Here is a 17195-nt window from a genome sequence, read left to right as displayed (position 1 = left end):
GGGCAGGATCCTCAGGCGGGCAGGTCCGGCAGCGCCGGCTGCCGTAGCCAGGCGTCGAAGAGCGGGGTGAGGTCGCGGCCGCAGACCTCGGCCGCGTGGGCCTCGAAGTCGGCGGTGGTGACCGAGCCGCCGCTGTGCCGGGAGACCCAGGTGCGCAGGAGCCGGAAGAACGGCTCGTCGCCGACCGTGCGCCGCAGCGCGTGCAGGGTGAGCGCTCCACGCTTGTAGACGCGGTCGTCGAACATGTCCTCGGGGCCGGGGTCGGCGAGCACCAGGTCCTGCGGCAGCTCGGCCAGCCGGCGGTGGTGGTGCCGGGCGTGCTCGCCGCACGCGCGTCCGCCGGACGCGTCCGACCACAGCCACTCGCTGTAGCAGGCGAAGCCCTCGTGCAGCCAGATGTCACGCCACTCGCGCAGCGTCACCGCGTTGCCGAACCACTGGTGGGCGAGCTCATGGGCCACGAGGCGTACCTCTGCCCACTCGCCGGTTAGGTGGTTGCGCCCGAAGGTCGACAGCGACTGCGACTCGAGCGGGATCTCGAGCTCGTCGTCGGTGACCACGACGGAGTAGGAGGCGAACGGGTAGGGCCCGAAGATCGAGGTGAAGTAGGCCAGCATCTCCCGCTGCCGCCCGAAGGAGGCGTCGAACTCGGCGGTGGCGTCGACCGGGTACGCAGCCCGGATCGGCACCTGGCCGCCCGGCCCCTCCGTCGGCTCCATGTCGACGACGCGGTAACGCCCGATCTGCACCGTGGCGAGATAGGTCGCCATCGGCTCGGCCTGCCAGTAGCGCCACGTCTCCCCGCTGCCGCGGCGTACGCGGGAGGTCAGCTCGCCGTTGGAGACGACCGCGTAACCGGGCGCGGTGGTCACGCTGATCGCGTAGCGGGCCTTGTCGGAGGGCCGGTCGTTGCAGGGGAACCAGGTCGGCGCACCATGCGGCTGACCTGCGACGATGACGCCGTCGTCGAGCTCTTCCCAACCGGCGTCGCCGTGATGGGAGTGCACGACCGGACGGGGCTTGCCGGAGTATCTGACCGTGACCACGAACTCCTCGCCGGCCGCGATCCGCGAGCGGAGGTTCAGCACCAGCCGGTGGTCGTTGTGGGCCCACTTCGCCGGCGTACGGCCGTCGACCGCGACCTTCTGCACGCGCAGGTGGGCGAGATCGAGGACGACGCGGCTGATGTCAACGACGGCGACCGCGCGGATCGTGGCCGTGCCCGCGAGCCGGTTCCCGACCAGGTCGTAGGTGAGCTCCAGGTCGTAGTGGGTCGCGCTCCACGACAGGTCCCCGTGACCGGGAAGGTAGGGGTCGGCTGTGGGGAGGTTCGGCACGGCGGTCATGTTAGAGGGTGTCCTCGCTCGATCGGTCCCACGGACCGATGGGGTTGCCGATCCACAGCGTCTTGTCCGGAAGGCTCTCCCCGCGCATCACCAGCGACACCGGGCCGACGACCGCATGCCGGCCGATCGCGGCTGCGGGCAGGATCACCGAGTTCGGCCCCAGCGTGGCGCCGGTCTCGAGGACGACCGTGTCGAGGGCCAGCACGCGGTCGTGGAAGAGGTGGGTCTGCACGACCGTCCCGGCGTTGACCGTGGCTCCGTCGCCGAGCTCGACCAGGTCGGTCTCGGGGAGCCAGTGGGTCTCGATCCACACGCCCCGGCCGATCTTCGCCCCCAGCGCCCGGAACCAGAGGTTGAGCACCGGCGTGCCCGACACCGCGCCGGTGAACCACGGCGCCGCGAGCACCTCGACGAAGGTGTCGGCCAGCTCGTTGGCCCACACGAACCAGCTCCACAGCGGGTGCGAGCCGGCCCGGACCCGGCCGACGAGCAGCCACTTGGCGAGCACCGTGAGGCCGGCAGCGACCGCTCCGGCCAGCGCGAGCACCGGCCCGGCGACCAGGACCGCGACCAGGAGGTCGGTGGCCGCCCAGATCCGCACGAGCACATAGCCGACGCCGGCGGAGAGCAGCGCTGCGAGCGTCTGCGGCACCAGCCGGGCCAGCTCGACGATCGCCCGGGCGATCCGGAGACGCGTGGGCGGGTCATAGGTTCGCCCCGAGTCGGCGTCGCCGGCCGCTCTCCGCAGCGGCGCCGGCGGCGAGCCGAGCCAGCTCTCCCCTTTCTGGGCCCGCTTTCGGCGGGGAGCCGCACTGAGCACGGCGACCAGGGACGCCTTCGGCACCTTGCGGCCCGGGGCAGCCATGCCCGAGTTGCCGACGAAGGCGCGCTTGCCGATCTTCACCCGCTCGACCCGGAGCCAGCCGCCGCCGAGCTCGTAGCCACCGATCAGGGTGTCGTCGGCCAGGAAGCTCTGGTCGTTGACCTGCGTCAGCCGGGGAATCATCAGCACCGTCGACGCCTCGACGCGCTTGCCGATCTTCGCTCCGAGCGCGCGCAGCCACAGCGGCGTCAGCGTCGAGGAGTAGAGCGGGAAGAGCCACGTGCGCGCCTCGTCGAGCACCTGCATCGTCGACCAGACCGCGACACCGGCCAGGCTGCGTACCGGATGTACGCCGGGGGTGATCGCCAGCCCGGCCAGCCGCACCACCGCCAAGATCAGCGCGGCCAGGGCGCAGAAGCCGGCCGCCACGCCGACCGGGCTCCAGGCGAGCAGCGGGCCGACGTCGGTGTAGGACCCAGGCACCCCGGCCAGCGCCACGGCGACGAGCACGCCGACGCCGATGGCGACCGCGGGCAGCAGCGCGAGCACGGCGGCGGCGATGCCGTAGAGGAGCATCCACACCCGGGCTCGCGCCTGGGGAGGCTGCCACGGGCCGCGTGCCTCCCGGGCGGCCCGGACCGCCGGGGAGCCGGACCAGAACTCGCCCGCCGGCACCTCGCCGAAGACGGCCGACCCGGGCCCGACCTCGGCGTCATCACCGACCCGGGCTCCTGGCAGCAGCGTCGACCGCGCCCCGATCCGGGCCCGTTCACCGACCTCGACCGCGCCGAGATGGAGCACGTCACCCTCGATCCAGTGGCCGGAGAGGTCGACCTCCTGCTCGATCGAGCAGCCCTTGCCGAGGGTGAGCATGCCGGTGACGGGCGGGAGGCTGTGCAGGTCGACGTTCTTACCCATCCGCACACCGAGCAGCCTGGCGTACCAGAGCATCCAGGACGCCCCGGCGAGACCGTGCGCGCCGAGCTCGTCGACGGCGTGCGTCGCCAGCCAGAGCCGCAGATGGACCGTGCCGCCGCGCGGATACTCGCCCGGTTCGATCCCACGCAGCACGGCCCGGGCGACCCCGGCCGCGACCAGCATCCGTCCGGGCGGGGTCAGGAAGAGCAGGATCGCCGGCACGAGGATCCACCAGCCGAGCGAGGGCAGCCAGGGCGCCCACGGCTGGGCGAGCGTCGTCCCGAGCGCGATCCAGGTCAACCAGCGCGGCGCGGCGAGACAGCGCAGCAGGATCGTCGCGACCACCTGCGCGAGCTGGGTCCGGCGCCGGACCGCAGGCACCTCACGTTCGGAGACCGCAGCCGAGCTGCCCAGCTCGTCGATGTAGGCCGCCAGCGCGCCGAGCTTCGGCCGGTCGTAGATGTCACCGAGCGCGACCTCGGGAAATCGTTCCCGGATCAGGCTCACCATCTGGGCCGCGGTCAGGCTGCCGCCGCCGAGGTCGAAGAAGTCCGCCGCCGACCCGGCGACCTGGGCCCCGAGGACGTCGTTCCACAGCCCGGCCAGCCAGGTCTCGGTGTCGCTGAGCCCCTCCCCCGCGCCTGCGCTCGAGGTGAGCGGCCACGGCAGTGCGTCACGGTCGACCTTCCCGCTCGTACGCGTCGGGAGGCTGTCGACCACAGCCAGCCGCGGCACCAGGGCTGCCGGCATGTCGGCCCGGAGCCGGGCGACGGAGGCGGCGTGGTCGAAGGCGTCCTCGACCGTGACGTAGCCGACCAGCAGGCTGTTGCCGGCAGCACTCTTGCGGACGGCCGCCGCGGCGCCGACGACCCCGTCCAGCTGCAGCAGGGCGCTGTCGATCTCACCGAGCTCGATGCGCCGGCCACCCAGCTTGATCTGGTCGTCGGCGCGCCCGCCGAAGAGAAGCCCCGCGGGATCGTTGACGACCAGGTCTCCGGAGCGGTAGGCGCGGTCCCAGCCGAGGGTGGGCATCGGAGCGTACTTCTCGGCGTCCTTGGCCGCGTCCAGGTAACGGGCCAGGCCGACCCCGCCGATGATCAGCTCGCCGGTCTCGCCCTCGGGGACCGGAATGCCGGTCGCCGGGTCGACGACGGCGAGGTCCCAGCCGTCGAGCGGGAGGCCGATCCGTACCGGCCCCTCGGCGCTCAGCCGAGCACCGCAGGCCACCACCGTCGCCTCGGTCGGCCCGTAGGTGTTCCACACCTCCCGCTCGGGCGTGACCAGGCGAGCGGCGAGCTCGGGCGGGATCGCCTCGCCGCCGGTGATCAGCAGCCGGACCTTGTCGAGCGACGACGGCGGCCACAGCGCCACCAGCGTCGGCACCGTCGAGACGACGGTGATCTGGTTGGCGACCAGCCACGGGCCGACGTCGACCCCGGAGCGCACCAGCGCACGGGGTGCCGGAACCAGGCAGGCGCCGTAGCGCCAGGCGAGCCAGATCTCCTCACAGCTCGCGTCGAAGGCGACCGAGAGACCGGCCATCACCCGGTCCCCGACCCCGATCGGAGCGGCTTGGAGGAAGAGGCGCGACTCGGCGTCGACGAACGCGGCGGCGTTGCGGTGGGTGACCGCGACGCCCTTGGGCGTGCCGGTCGACCCGGAGGTGAAGATCACCCAGGCGTCGTCGCCGGTCGAGGGCTCCTCCGACTCACGCGCCTCGCCGGCCTCCCCTGTCGCCGTGACCCGCAGGTCGTTGGTCACGACCGCGGCGACCCGCGCCTCGCCGAAGACCAGCCTGGCCCGCTCCTCGGGGTCGTCGGCGTCGACCGGCACATAGGCGGCACCCGCGCAGAGGATGCCGAGGATCGCGACATACAGGTCGGTGGTGCCACTTGCGATCCGCAGCCCGACCTTGTCCCCCGGCCCGATCCCGGCGGCGTTGAGCTCGGCGGCCAGCCCGTCGGCGGCCTCCTCGAGCTCGGCGTACGTCAGCAGGCCGTTGCCCGCGTCCACGGCCGGCTCGTCGGGCACCTGGGCCGCGGTGGCCCGGAAGATGTCGACGAGGGTCCGGGGCTCGGGCGCGAGCTCGCCTCGCAGCAGGGGGTCGGTCACACGCGGAGCCTTCCGGGGCGAGTTGAACGGGTGACATACATCTTCCTTCTTTCTCCCTGTCGATTTGTTTCCGTCCCACCCGTCATCCCCGGTGACAGACTCAAACCGAGCGGACGAAAGGGATCACGATGACCAGATACATGGTGCTGCTGCCGACGAACGAGGCCTTCTGGGCCGAGTCGACGCCGGAGGAGAAAGCAGCCGGATACGAGGTGCACGGCAAGTTCGCCAAGCTGCTCGCCGAGCGCGGCCACAAGGTCACCGGCGGCGCCGAGCTGCATCACTCCAGCAAGGCCAAGACGCTGCGCAAGACCGGTGATGGGGTGGTGATCACCGACGGCCCGTTCGCCGAGACCGTCGAGCACGTGACCGGCTTCTACACGGTCGAGACCGACGACGTCGACGACATGCTCGAGTGCTGCAAGGTGCTCGCCGAGCTCGAGACGGCGCTCGAGGTCCGCGAGATCGTGGAGCACGAGGGGATGTGATCGACGTGCGAGGCGTCCAGATCAGGTGACGTACGCCGAGACGCTGCTGCGCGAGGAGTGGGGCCGGTTGCTGGCCCTGCTCGTCGCGCAGTTCCGGCGTCTCGACCTGGCCGAGGAGGGCCTGGCCGATGCGTTCGAGGCGGCGGCCCGACGCTGGCCCGTCGACGGCGATCCGGAGAACGGACCGGCCTGGCTGCTCACCACCGCGCGGCGCCGGATCGTGGACCGGATCCGCTCGGAGGAGGTGCTGGCCCGCAAGATGCCGCTGCTCGTGGTGGACGCTGCGGTGACCCAGGAGGCGCAGCAGGTGCTGGCCCGGGTGCCGCTCGAGGCCGGCGGTGAGGCGATCACCGACGAACGGCTCCGGCTGGTGCTGCTCTGCGCCCATCCGACGCTGACTCGTGAGGCGGCCGCCGCGCTGACCCTCCGGCTGGTCCTCGGTGTGGCGACCGAGGACATCGGGCGGCTCTTCCTGCAGTCCAAGGCGACGATGGCGGCCCGGCTCACCCGGGGGCGAAAGCGGCTGGCCGGGGCCTCCTTCGAGGTGCCCACCGACGTCGCCGACCTCGCCGACCGAGTCGGCATCGTCGCCGAGGTCGCCTACCTCGCGTTCACGGCGGGCTACGCGCCCGGCACCGGTCCGGACGTCGTCCGCAGTGACCTGGCCGGCGAGGCGATCCGGCTGGTCCGCGTGTTGCGATCGGTGCTCCCGGCGCCCGATCCGGAGATCGACGCCCTCCTCGCCCTGATGCTCCTGCAGCACTCCCGCCGCGATGCCCGGATCGGGCCGGACGGTGGCCTGGTCCTGCTGCCCGACCAGGACCGCGCCGCCTGGCGTCTCGACGAGATCACCGAGGCTCTGGCGATCCTCACCCCGCTCGCCCATGCCGCACCGGCGCCCTATCTGCTTCAGGCCCTGATCGCCGCCGAGCACGCCGTCGCGCCCAGCTCCGAGGCGACCGCCTGGGGTCGCATCGTCGAGCGCTACGACGAGCTGCTCGCGCTCCAGGACACCCCGGTCGTACGTCTCAACCGAGCCGTCGCGGTGGCCGAGGCCGACGGCGCCGAGGCCGGGCTCCGGGCACTGGAGTCGGTCGCGCTCCCGGGGCACCGGCTGCCCGCCGTACGGGCGCAACTGCTGGAGCGGGCAGGACGTCATGATGCGGCGGTCGAGGCCTACGACGAGGCCATCGCGCTGTGCGCGCACGGACCGGAGCGGGCCGACCTCGACCGTCGGCGCCGTGCGTTGGCAGGTTTTGCACCGCAACCGCTAGACGAGAACACGTTCTAGTTGCCACACTCGGTGATGTGACCCCCATCACTCTCCCCGACATCCTCGAGGCGATGGCCGACGCCATCCCCGACCGCACCGCCGTGTTCACGATGGAACACGCCTACAGCTTCGCCGAGGTCGACGAGCGCGCGACCAGGCTCGCCAACCACCTCCTCGGGCAGGGCATCAAGCCCGGCGACCACGTCGCCGTCCACTCCCGCAACCGGATCGAGTGGGTCGACGCCTTCTACGGCTGCATGAAGGCGCGAGCAGTGCCGATCAACATCAACCACAAGTACCTCCACGACGAGCTCGACCACCTCTACCGCAACTCCGACGCGGTCGCGGCGATCATCGGCCCGGAGCACGTCGAGGCCGTCGCAGCGCTCGGCCTGGGGATCCCGACCCTGGTGATGGGCGAGGAGTACGACGCCGCGGTCGCCGCCGCTTCCAAGGAGCGTCCCGACATCGAGCGCAGCCCCGATGACCGCTACGTCATCTACACCGGCGGCACCACCGGCATGCCGAAGGGCGTCGTGTGGCGCCAGGAGGACATCATCCGCGCCGCGATGAACGCGAGCCGCTTCGGAGCGCCCTTCGACACCGTCGAGCAGCTCGCCGAGGAGGCCGCGGCACAGGAGTCCCCGATGGTGCTCCTGGCCTGCGGTCCGATGATGCACGGCGGCAGCCAGTGGATCATGGGCAACGGTCATGTCGCCGGCTGCACGGTCTCGCTCTACACCGAGCCCGCCTGGTCTGCCGAGACGATCCTCGACCTCGTCCAGGCCGCCGGGGTCAACTCGCTCACCTTCCTCGGTGACGCGATGGGGCGCCCGGTCGCAGAGGCGATCCTGCGCGAGCCGGAGCGCTGGGACCTGAGCAGCCTGTTCGCGGTCTCCAACGGCGCCGCCCCGCTCTCCGCGGGCGTTCGCACCCAGCTCAGAGAGGCGCTGCCGGGCCGCTACATCCTCGACTCCTACGGCGCTTCGGAGTCCGGCGCGACCGGCATGCAGGTCGACGAGGGCAACGAAGGCGCGCAGGCCGCGCCGAGGTTCCAGGTCGGGATCGACGTGCAGGTCTTCGACACCGAGCTGAAGCCGTGCGCTCCGGGTGAGACCGGGATGCTCGCGCGCACCGGCTCGATCCCGCTCGGCTACTACAACGACCCGGCCAAGACCGCAGCGACCTTCAAGGAGGTCGACGGGCAGCGCTGGTCGATACCGGGCGACTTCGCACGGCGGGAGGAGGACGGCTCGATCACCGTCCTGGGGCGCGGCTCGGGCTGCATCAACACCGGTGGCGAGAAGGTCTTCCCCGAGGAGGTCGAGTCAGTCCTGCTGCGTCACCCCGACGTCTTCGACACCGCGGTCGTCGGCACCCCCAACGAGCGCTGGGGCCAGCAGGTCACCGCCCTCGTGCAGCTCCGAGAAGGGGCCGCGACCTCGACAGAAGCACTCCGAGAGCACTGTCGCAGCCTGATCTCCGCCTACAAGGTGCCCAAGGACATCCTGCTCGTGGAGCGAGTCCCTCGCACGCCGGTGAGCAAGGTGGACTATCGTGCCAGCGCTACGGTCGCCGCCGAGCTGCTCGAGGCGCGTACGTGACGACCGGGTGATCCGCCGTACGGCTCGGTGCCGTACGGCGCTACCCCTGGCCCTACCAATTGGAAGGCGCAGAAGCCCTGTGTCCGCCGTGATCCCCCTCACACTGCCCGACATCCTGGAAGCGATGGCCGATGCCATCCCCGACCGCGCGGCAGTCATCACCACCGAGCGCGCCTACACGTACGCCGAGATCGACGAGCGTGCTACGCGCCTGGCCAACCACCTGCTGAGCGTCGGGCTCGAGCCGGGCGCCCAGGTCGCCGTCCACGCGACCAACCGGATCGAGTGGGTCGACGCCCTCTACGGGTGTCTCAAGGCCCGCACGATCCCGGTCAACATCAACCACGCCTACCGGCGCGACGAGCTCGCCCGGACGTACGCCGCCACCGACTGCGTCGCGGCCATCGTCTCGCCCGAGTTCATCGCCGACCTCGACGAGCTCGACCTGAAGCTGGACCACCGGGTCGTCCTCGGCCCCGACTACGACGCCAAGGTCGCCGCGGCGTCCAAGGAGCGGCCGACGGTCGGGCGCACCCCCGGCGACTGGCACATCATCTTCACCACCGGCACCACGGGCACCCCGAAGGGCGCGGTCTGGCGCCAGGAGGACCTGATCTGGGCCGCGCTGAACACGGTCCGCCACAACGCGCCGATCCCCTCGGTCGCGGGCCTCGCCGCCGAAGCGGCCGCCCGTGCCTCGAGCGTCGTCCTCCTCGCCGGCGGGCCGCTGCTGCACGGGCAGAGCCAGCTGCTGCTCCTGCGGGCGCTGGTCGCCGGGGGCACCGCGGTGCTCGACACCTCTCCGACGTTCTCGGCGGAGGCCTTCCTCGACCTCGCCGAGAAGACCGGCGCGACCGCGATCACGCTCCTCGGCGATGCCCAGGCGCGACCGGTCGCCGCCGCGCGACTGACCGGCAAGAAGCGCTGGCCGCTGCGCTCGCTCGCGGGCGTCTCCAACACCGCCGCGCCGCTCTCCGACGGGGTGCTCTCGGTCCTGCGCAACGCGTTCGCCCGTCGGGTCATCGTCGACTCCTACGGCACCCTGGAGACCGGCGTCACCGGGTCCCGTGCCGACGACGGCTCGACCGTCGCACCCGGTGAGCCGCGGTTCATGGTCGGTCCGGAGGTGCAGGTCTTCAACCCCGACCTCACCCCGGCAGCCCCCGGGGTCGAAGGGCTGCTGGCGCGCTCCGGTCCGGCGGCGCTCGGCTACTACAACGACAACGCCCGCTCGGCCACCGCGATCAAGCTGATCGACAACCGACGCTGGACCTTCCCCGGCGACCTCGCCCGGCGCGAGGAGGACGGCTCGATCACCCTGCTCGGCCGAGCCGCCACGCTCGTACGGACCGGCGATCTCCAGATCCACCCCGAGACCATCGAGGGCGTCCTCCTCGCCCACGACGACGTCGTCGACGCGGCCGTCTTCGGCATGCCCCACCCGCGCTGGGGCCAGCAGGTCGCGGCGCTGGTGCAGCTGGCTCCTTCGGTCGAGACCACCGCCGCCGACCTGCGCAAGCACGCCCGCGACATCCTCGGGGAGTCGTACGAGCCCAAGCTCGTCCTGCTGGTCGAGTCGGTGCCGCGTACGCCTGCGGGGACCGTGGACTACCGAGCCGCCACCGGCCTCACCGCCGACCTGCTCAGCACCGGCGGCAAGCGCCCGGACGACGCTGAGGTCAAGGCAGCCGAGAACTAGCCGAGTCGGCGCGTTATGACGAGCCGACTCGGCCGGCATCTGGGTCAGGATGCGCCGACTCGGCGGGCTCGGGGATGTGGTGGCCGAACGGGACCCGCTCCACGTGCCCGAGGGCAGCAAGGATCGAGGGCAGCATCGCCTTCGCCGTGCGCTTGTAGCCCATGGCGCTGGGGTGGAAGTGGTCGATGGCGAACATCTCGTCGGGGTTCGTGATGAAGAACGGGCCGACGACGTCGGAGAGCGAGACGACGTAGGCACCCCGGGCGAGCGCGGTCTCCCGCTGGCCCTCGGCCAACTGCTTGGCGATCCTGCGCCCGAGGGAGCGCAGGGGCTGCGGAAGCGGCCGGACCGCGCCCACGTCGGGGCAGGTCCCGACGACGACCTCGGCACCGCGCTCCCGCAACGCGTCGATGACCTCGCCCAGCACACGGGTGGAGTCCTTCTGCGGCACCCGGTGAGTGACGTCGTTGCCGCCCACGATGACCACGGCGACGTCCGGCCGATAGTCCGCCGGCAGCGACTCGACCTGCGCGGGGACCATCGAGGTCTCGGCCCCGACGACCGCTGCCGTGCGCAGCCGCACCGGCCTCAGCAGGGCCTTGGCGATGCCCTTGGCCAGCCGTGCGCCGAGGGTGCCGCCCCTGGTCTCCGCACCCAGCCCGGCGGCGATCGAGTCGCCGAGGACGAGCAGCTCCACCGGCGTACCGCCGTAGGTCTTCTTGTAGACCTTGTCGGCGTCGATCGCCTCCTCGCCGAGGGGTTTGCCGATCACGTCGCGCGCGTGCGCGGCCTGTCTCTTCAACAACGTCACGAACCCGGCACCGGCCGCCGCCCCGACCACACCGACCGCGCCGGCGACCCCGGCAGTGGCGGCGACCATACCGAGCCACCTGGCCTCTTCACTCGTCTTCGCGGTGTTCACGCTCCTTTGTTTACCCGACGTATGTGAACGTCCGGTTCCTTCGGAGCAGCCCTACGCCTGGGAGAGACCGGCCGCCTCGAAGGCGTCGTAGTTGGGGGAGATGGTGGCGCGGGGGCCGACGATGCCGCTGATCGCGTCGAGGGTCTTGAGACCGTGGCCGGTGTTGATGATCACGGTCTCGAGCGTCGGGTCGAGGGCACCGGTCTCGACGAGCTTCTTGGTGACCGCGAGCGTGGTGCCGCCGGCGGTCTCGGTGAAGATGCCCTCGGTGCGGGCAAGGAGCACGATCGCCGAGCGGATCTCGTCGTCGGTGACCTCCTCGACCGCTCCGCCGGAGGAGCGGGTGGCGTCGAGGACGTAGATGCCGTCGGCGGGGTTGCCGATGGCCAGCGACTTGGCGATGGTGTCGGGCTTCACCGGACGGATGGCGTCGACGCCGGCCTTGAAGGCGGTCGCGACCGGGTTGCAGCCGGTCGCCTGGGCACCGAAGATCCGGTAGGGCTTCTCCTCGACCAGGCCGAGCTTGACCAGCTCCTTGAAGGCCTTGTCGACCTTGGTCAGCTGCGAGCCGGAGGCCACCGGGATGACGATCTGGTCGGGCAGGCGCCAGCCGAGCTGCTCGGCGATCTCGTAGCCGAGCGTCTTGGAGCCTTCGGCGTAGAAGGGACGTACGTTGACGTTCACGAACGCCCAGCCCTCCTCCTCCGCGGCGATCTCCTGAGCGAGCTTGTTGACGTCGTCGTAGTTGCCGTCGACGGCGATCAGGTTGTCGGTGAAGACCGCGGAGTTGACCTGCTTGGGCTGCTCGAGGTTGCTCGGGATGAAGACGGCGGTGGGGATCCCGGCCCGGGCACCGGCGGCCGCGACTGCGTTGGCCAGGTTGCCGGTGCTGGGGCAGGCGAAGACCTTGGCGTCGAGCTCGCGGGCGGCACTCAGCGCACACGCGACGACGCGGTCCTTGAAGGAGTTGGTCGGGTTGGTCGAGTCGTCCTTCACCCAGATCTTCTCGATGCCGAGCTCCCGGGCGAGGTTCTTCGCGTCCAGGAGCCGGGTGAAGCCGGGCTCGGTGTTGGGGCTCTGCTCGATGTCGTCCGGCACGGGCAGCAACGCCTTGTAGCGCCAGATGTTGCGGGGTCCGGCCTCGATCTCCTCGCGGGTCACGGCCGGGAAGTCATAGGCCACCTCCAGTGGCCCGAAACACTCCGGACACGCGTAGTGCGGTCCGAGCTCGATCTGGTGGCCGCACTCGCGGCACGACAGTGCCGAGGCGTTACCGAACGCACCCTCGCGCAGACCCTTCTTCTCCGTGGTCGTGCCGTTGGGCTCCGATGTCACAGCGCTCATGAGAAACCTCCTCCTCATCTTCCCCGATCACGTCTCTCGCGCCGGGCCGGAATTAGCACCGTTTCCACGACCCGCCCACAGGTGGGAGGAGGCTCGTGGCGGTTGCCGGGACTTCTCAGGGCCGTTCCCTCAGTCCCTCTCGATGAGCAATACCGATCGTACGGCAGGCAACCCGCCGCCAGCACACGCGGGTCCCACTCCGCGGACCAGACGTCCACTATCCGGACCGACAGGCTCCCCCGAGTGCTGTAACACGCTGTTACACGGACTATCCGGTCGTCACAACGACCGGATAGTCCTACGAACGACGTGTTACATCTCAGGCGGCGTGCGCGGCCCCGACCTCAGCCCCGCCCTCAGCGCTGTCCCCGGCGGGCTCGGCGAGCGCACCACGTACGACATCGCGTACGTCGCTGACCAGATTGATCTTCAGCGCCTGCTTCACCTCGTCGGGGACGTCATCGAGATCCGGCTCGTTGCGCTGCGGCACGAAGACCTCGGTCAGGCCGGCTCGCTGGGCGGCGAGCAGCTTCTGCTTGAGTCCGCCGATGGGCAGCACCCGCCCGGAGAGGGAGACCTCACCGGTCATGCCGACCTCGCTGCGCACCGGACGACCGGTCGCCAGCGAGGTGAGCGCGGTGACCATCGTGATCCCGGCCGACGGCCCGTCCTTGGGGACCGCCCCCGCGGGTACGTGGACGTGGAGCGAGCGGTCGAGCACGGCCGGGTCGACGCCGAGCTCGGCGGCGTGCGAGCGTACGAAGGAGAGCGCGATCTGCGCGGACTCCTTCATCACCTCGCCGAGCTGGCCGGTGATGTTCAACCCGGTCTGCCCCTCTGCGGCGGACGCCTCGATGAAGAGCACGTCCCCACCGAGCCCGGTGACGGCCAGTCCGGTGGCGACACCAGGCACAGACGTACGCTCCGCCGACTCCGGAGTGAACCGCGGCCGCCCGACCAGGTCCTTGAGGTTGTCCAGGTCGATCTCGACGCGCTCCGCCCCGGTGGCCAGCCTCGTCGCCGCCTTGCGCAGCGCCTTGGCGATGAGCCGCTCGAGCTGGCGGACGCCCGCCTCGCGGGTGTAGTTCGCCGCCAGCTCACGCAGCGCCTCGTCGGTGACGGTGGCCTCCTCGGCGGTCACCGCGGCGCGCTCGAGCTGCCGGGGCAGCAGGAAGTCGCGAGCGATGGCGACCTTGTCGTCCTCGGTGTAGCCGTCGATCGTGACCAGCTCCATGCGGTCCAGCAGCGCCGACGGGATCTGCTCGACGACGTTGGCCGTGGCGACGAACAAGACGTCGGAGAGGTCGAGATCGAGCTCGAGGTAGTGGTCGCGGAAGGTGTGGTTCTGCGCCGGGTCGAGCACCTCCAGCAGCGCGGCGGCCGGGTCACCCCGGTAGTCGGAGCCGACCTTGTCGACCTCGTCGAGGAGCACGACGGGGTTCATCGAGCCGGCCTCCTTGATGGCCCGCGCGATCCGACCCGGGAGCGCGCCGACGTAGGTGCGGCGGTGACCACGGATCTCGGCTTCGTCACGGACACCGCCGAGCGCGACACGGACGAACTTCCGCCCCAGCGACCGTGCCACCGACTCACCGAGGGAGGTCTTGCCGACTCCTGGCGGGCCGGCGAGCAGCACCACGGCACCGGAGCCACGGCCGCCGATGACCTGCAGGCCACGCTCAGCGCGCCGGGCCCGCACCGCCAGATACTCGACGATCCGGTCCTTGACCTCCTCCAGACCATGGTGATCGGCGTCGAGCACCTCGCGGGCGGCGGTCACGTCGGTGGAGTCCTCCGTGGTCACACCCCAGGGCAGCTCCAGCACGGTGTCCAGCCAGGTGCGGATCCAGGCGGTCTCGGGGTTCTGCTCGGAGCCACGCTCGAGCTTGTCGACCTCGCGCAGCGCGGCCTCGCGTACGGCCTCGGGAAGGTCGGCGGACTCGACGCGGGCCCGGTAGTCGTCCGACCCCTCGGGCTCGCCCTCGCCGAGCTCCTTGCGGATCGCGGCGAGCTGCTGGCGCAGCAGGAACTCCCGCTGCGTCTTCTCCATGCCCTCACGTACGTCCTCGGCGATCTTGTCGGTGACCTCGGACTCGGCGATGTACTCCTTGGCCCACTCGATCACCTTCTCGAGGCGCTCGGTGACGTCCGGCGTCTCCAGCAGCTCGCGCTTGGCCTCGTCGTCGAGGTAGGGCGCGTAGCCGGCGGTGTCGGCGATCTCGGCCGGGTCGTTCAGGCGGTTGATCTGGTCGATGACCGGCCAGGCCTCGCGACGCTGGAGCACCGCGACGACCAGCCGCTTGTACTCCTCGGCCAGCTCCTTCGCATGCTCCGTCGTGGTCTCGACCGCGGGCTCGACCTCGACCCACAGTGCCGCGCCGGGCCCGGTCACACCGGCGCCGATCTTCGCGCGGCCGTCGGCCCTCAGCACGGCCGCGGGCTCACCGCCCCGGAAACGGCCGACGCGCTCGATCGTGGCGACGGCTCCGTACGTCGCGTACCGGTCCCCCAGCCGCGGTGCGACCAGCAGCCGGCTCTCCGAGCCGGCCCTGGCAGCGTCGACGGCAGCCTGCGCGGCCTCGTCGAGCTCGATCGGCACGACCATGCCCGGCAGGACCACGGCGTCGGAGACGAACAGCACGGGAAGCTTGTCCATGACGGACCCTCCTACAGAAGTTGAGTGATACCCGCTCAACTTCTGGGAGCAACCGGATGTTCCCTCCGGTTATCTTGTTCGCTGTCAGCGGACGGCGCCGGCCGCGTCGGCACTCAGGCCCCGCAACAGCCCCAGCACACCCTCCGGCCCGGCTACCTCGAGGTCGGCCAGCTCAGCGAGCGGGCCCCGGTCAGGACCCGCGTGGGAGTAGACGAGAAGGGTGGGTGATCCGGTGGTCTTGCCCCAGGCCCTGACGGCCTCGAACGCCTCGATGTCACCGAGATCGTCGCCACCGAACAGGATCGCGCCGGGCGCGACCTCCGAGACCAGCGTTTCGATCGCGCGGCCCTTGTGCATACCAGGGGCGCGCACCTCGATGACCTGCTTGCCGGGCTCGATCATCAGCCCGTGCTCGGCGGCCAGCTCGGCCAGCGGCGGGAGCAGGCGCTCGGCGAGTCCGTCGGGGTCGGGGAACCGGCGGGTGTGCACCCCGACGGCAAGACCCTTCTCCTCGATGTAGGCGTCCTGCGCCCCATGGGCGGAGAGCACCTCAGGCAACGCCGCCTCGAAGGCAGCCAACCCCTCGGGCGGGGGCGGGCCGACGACGACCCGGTCCGAGCCGCTCCAGCGCTCGTTGCCGTACTGCCCGAAGACATAGATCTCCTTGCCCATCTCCGCGATCGCATCGGCGATCGCGTCCAGTCCGCCGAGATCGACGGCCTGCCCGGCGGGGCGGCCGGTCACGATGGCGAGCGCCTTCACCCGGGAGGCGAGATCGATCAGGACCGACGCGGCGTCCTCATGGATCCGCGCCGTAGAGGGGTCTTCGACGATCGGCGAGAGCGTCCCGTCGAAGTCGAGCCCGACGAGAGTCTCGGCGGCAGCGGACACGACCGCGGCGTACTTCTGCTCACCTTCGGTGCCAACGGACTGGAGTTCGGCCATGCATCAACTGTGACACGACAACGACCCCAGAGCCGACCGGGCGAGGGCGGCCGTGCGACAGATCACACGCCGTCGAGAACGACCGGAAACCCTCAGAGAGCGCCGGTCAGCACGACCGTCAGCCGGTCGCCCTTCATCGAGCCCTCCACCGACAGATGGGTGCGTTTGATGCCGAGATCGTCGGCCAGCTGCTGACCCTCGCGCTTCATCCCAGGCGGGAAGTACACCGTGTTCTCCGGGATCGAGCCCATCCAGTTGTCCTCGCCGACGACGTTCCAGCCGACCGTCGTCGCCTTCGCCGCGACCTCACCGGCCAGGCCGCCGATGTTGCTGTTGTTGTAGACCTCGACGCTGATCTTGGCGCGGTCGACGGGCGAAGGCTCGGCCTTGGCCGGCTTCTTCGTCTCGGTCTTGGCCGCCTGCGGCGAAGCCGATGCCGAGGCGGAGGGGCTGCCACCGGCCTGGGCGATCTTCTCCTTGCCCGGGTCGTCGTCACCCCCGGTCACCCAGAAGATGACCACGGCGACGACGACAGCCACCACGCTCAGCGCGATGACAGGTGCCGGGAGCGCGACGCCGCGCTCCCCCTTCGAAGGACGTACGCTCCCGGTCATTCAGACCTCGAAACCGAGCCGTCTCGCCGAGCGCTGACGCTGCCGGGCCGCGCGGAGCCGGCGCAGCCGGCGCACCAGCAGCGGGTCGGCCTCGAGGGCCTCCGGCTTGTCGATCAGGGCGTTGAGCACCTGGTAGTAACGAGTGGCGGACATGTTGAACGCCTCACGCACGGCGGCTTCCTTGGCGCCTGCGTACTTCCACCACTGGCGCTCGAAGTCAAGGATCTGCTTGTCGCGCTCGCTGAGGCTCGCGGGGTCCTCACCTGGGCCTGTGACCTGCACGTTTACAGCGCTCATTCCTCGTCCCCCGGTGTCGTCTGCATCTGACGACAGCGTAACCCGCCGAACTACACGGCTGTGGTTCACCCTTCGGCGTGTTACTCGACAGGTATTCCGGACGGGGCCGAAGCCGTGAGTGGAACGACAGCGCGCCGAACCTGGGTTCGGTCTA

General features: G+C 70.8%; 12 protein-coding genes and 1 riboswitch. Of the genes, 4 read left to right on the top strand and 8 right to left on the bottom strand.

Features of this window, described 5'->3' with window-relative positions; genetic code table 11:
* Window positions 1-11 precede the first annotated feature (11 nt).
* Complete coding sequence (locus tag ABZZ22_RS12645) at window positions 12-1346, bottom strand: M1 family metallopeptidase (protein WP_354931504.1); 1335 nt, start codon at window positions 1344-1346, stop codon at window positions 12-14.
* A 1-nt stretch (window position 1347) separates the two neighbouring features.
* Window positions 1348-5199 (bottom strand): Pls/PosA family non-ribosomal peptide synthetase, encoded by a 3852-nt coding sequence (locus tag ABZZ22_RS12640; protein WP_354931501.1) that lies wholly within the window; start codon window positions 5197-5199, stop codon window positions 1348-1350.
* Window positions 5200-5327: 128 nt separating this feature from the next.
* Between ABZZ22_RS12640 and ABZZ22_RS12635 the strand changes: the two genes are divergently transcribed.
* The 4 genes from ABZZ22_RS12635 to ABZZ22_RS12620 all read left to right on the top strand — a co-directional run bounded on the left by ABZZ22_RS12635 (window position 5328) and on the right by ABZZ22_RS12620 (window position 10263).
* Window positions 5328-5687: a YciI family protein gene (locus ABZZ22_RS12635; RefSeq protein WP_354931498.1), complete on the top strand. Its 360-nt coding sequence runs from the start codon at window positions 5328-5330 to the stop codon at window positions 5685-5687.
* Between the two features lie 25 nt (window positions 5688-5712).
* Entirely contained in the window at window positions 5713-6978 is a 1266-nt protein-coding gene (locus ABZZ22_RS12630; protein WP_354931495.1) for a DUF6596 domain-containing protein, read from the top strand.
* A 17-nt stretch (window positions 6979-6995) separates the two neighbouring features.
* Window positions 6996-8564 carry an AMP-binding protein gene (locus ABZZ22_RS12625; protein ID WP_354931492.1) on the top strand — a complete coding sequence of 523 codons (1569 nt, stop codon included), beginning with the start codon at window positions 6996-6998 and terminating at the stop codon, window positions 8562-8564.
* Window positions 8565-8652: 88 nt separating this feature from the next.
* Window positions 8653-10263 (top strand): AMP-binding protein, encoded by a 1611-nt coding sequence (locus ABZZ22_RS12620; protein ID WP_354931489.1) that lies wholly within the window; start codon window positions 8653-8655, stop codon window positions 10261-10263.
* Window positions 10264-10276: 13 nt separating this feature from the next.
* On the opposite strand, the gene ABZZ22_RS12615 is transcribed toward ABZZ22_RS12620, so the two are convergent.
* From ABZZ22_RS12615 to ABZZ22_RS12590, 6 genes are all read right to left on the bottom strand, one after another.
* Window positions 10277-11185, bottom strand: coding sequence for an SGNH/GDSL hydrolase family protein (locus tag ABZZ22_RS12615; protein WP_354931486.1), 909 nt, complete (start codon window positions 11183-11185; stop codon window positions 10277-10279).
* Window positions 11186-11236: 51 nt separating this feature from the next.
* A complete protein-coding gene (gene thrC, locus ABZZ22_RS12610) occupies window positions 11237-12529 on the bottom strand; it encodes a threonine synthase (protein ID WP_354931483.1) in 1293 nt (430 codons plus the stop codon).
* Window positions 12530-12540: 11 nt separating this feature from the next.
* Window positions 12541-12678, bottom strand: a riboswitch (SAM riboswitch).
* A 170-nt stretch (window positions 12679-12848) separates the two neighbouring features.
* Window positions 12849-15185, bottom strand: a complete 2337-nt coding sequence (gene lon, locus ABZZ22_RS12605) for an endopeptidase La (RefSeq protein WP_354931480.1) — start codon at window positions 15183-15185, stop codon at window positions 12849-12851.
* Between the two features lie 84 nt (window positions 15186-15269).
* Entirely contained in the window at window positions 15270-16130 is an 861-nt protein-coding gene (gene otsB, locus ABZZ22_RS12600; protein WP_354931477.1) for a trehalose-phosphatase, read from the bottom strand.
* Between the two features lie 92 nt (window positions 16131-16222).
* A complete protein-coding gene (locus ABZZ22_RS12595; protein WP_354931474.1) occupies window positions 16223-16744 on the bottom strand; it encodes a LytR C-terminal domain-containing protein in 522 nt (173 codons plus the stop codon).
* The gene (locus tag ABZZ22_RS12590; RefSeq protein WP_091046051.1) at window positions 16745-17041 is read right to left on the bottom strand and encodes a DUF3263 domain-containing protein; all 297 of its coding nucleotides are present in this window, start codon (window positions 17039-17041) and stop codon (window positions 16745-16747) included.
* Window positions 17042-17195: the final 154 nt, after the last annotated feature.

Source organism: Nocardioides sp. NPDC006273 (assembly GCF_040613495.1).
In the GTDB taxonomy this organism is placed as follows: domain Bacteria; phylum Actinomycetota; class Actinomycetes; order Propionibacteriales; family Nocardioidaceae; genus Nocardioides.
The sequence above is the reverse complement of the archived record's forward strand: the minus strand, read 5'-3'. Positions and strand labels throughout refer to the sequence as shown.

Bases quoted from the DNA above. Each gene is read 5' to 3' on its own strand.
- ABZZ22_RS12590 (WP_091046051.1), bottom strand. From the start codon at position 17,041: ATGAGCGCTGTAAACGTGCAGGTCACAGGCCCAGGTGAGGACCCCGCG.
- lon (WP_354931480.1), bottom strand. From the start codon at position 15,185: ATGGACAAGCTTCCCGTGCTGTTCGTCTCCGACGCCGTGGTCCTGCCG.
- ABZZ22_RS12595 (WP_354931474.1), bottom strand. From the start codon at position 16,744: ATGACCGGGAGCGTACGTCCTTCGAAGGGGGAGCGCGGCGTCGCGCTC.
- otsB (WP_354931477.1), bottom strand. From the start codon at position 16,130: ATGGCCGAACTCCAGTCCGTTGGCACCGAAGGTGAGCAGAAGTACGCC.
- thrC (WP_354931483.1), bottom strand. From the start codon at position 12,529: ATGAGCGCTGTGACATCGGAGCCCAACGGCACGACCACGGAGAAGAAG.
- ABZZ22_RS12635 (WP_354931498.1), top strand. From the start codon at position 5,328: ATGACCAGATACATGGTGCTGCTGCCGACGAACGAGGCCTTCTGGGCC.
- ABZZ22_RS12645 (WP_354931504.1), bottom strand. From the start codon at position 1,346: ATGACCGCCGTGCCGAACCTCCCCACAGCCGACCCCTACCTTCCCGGT.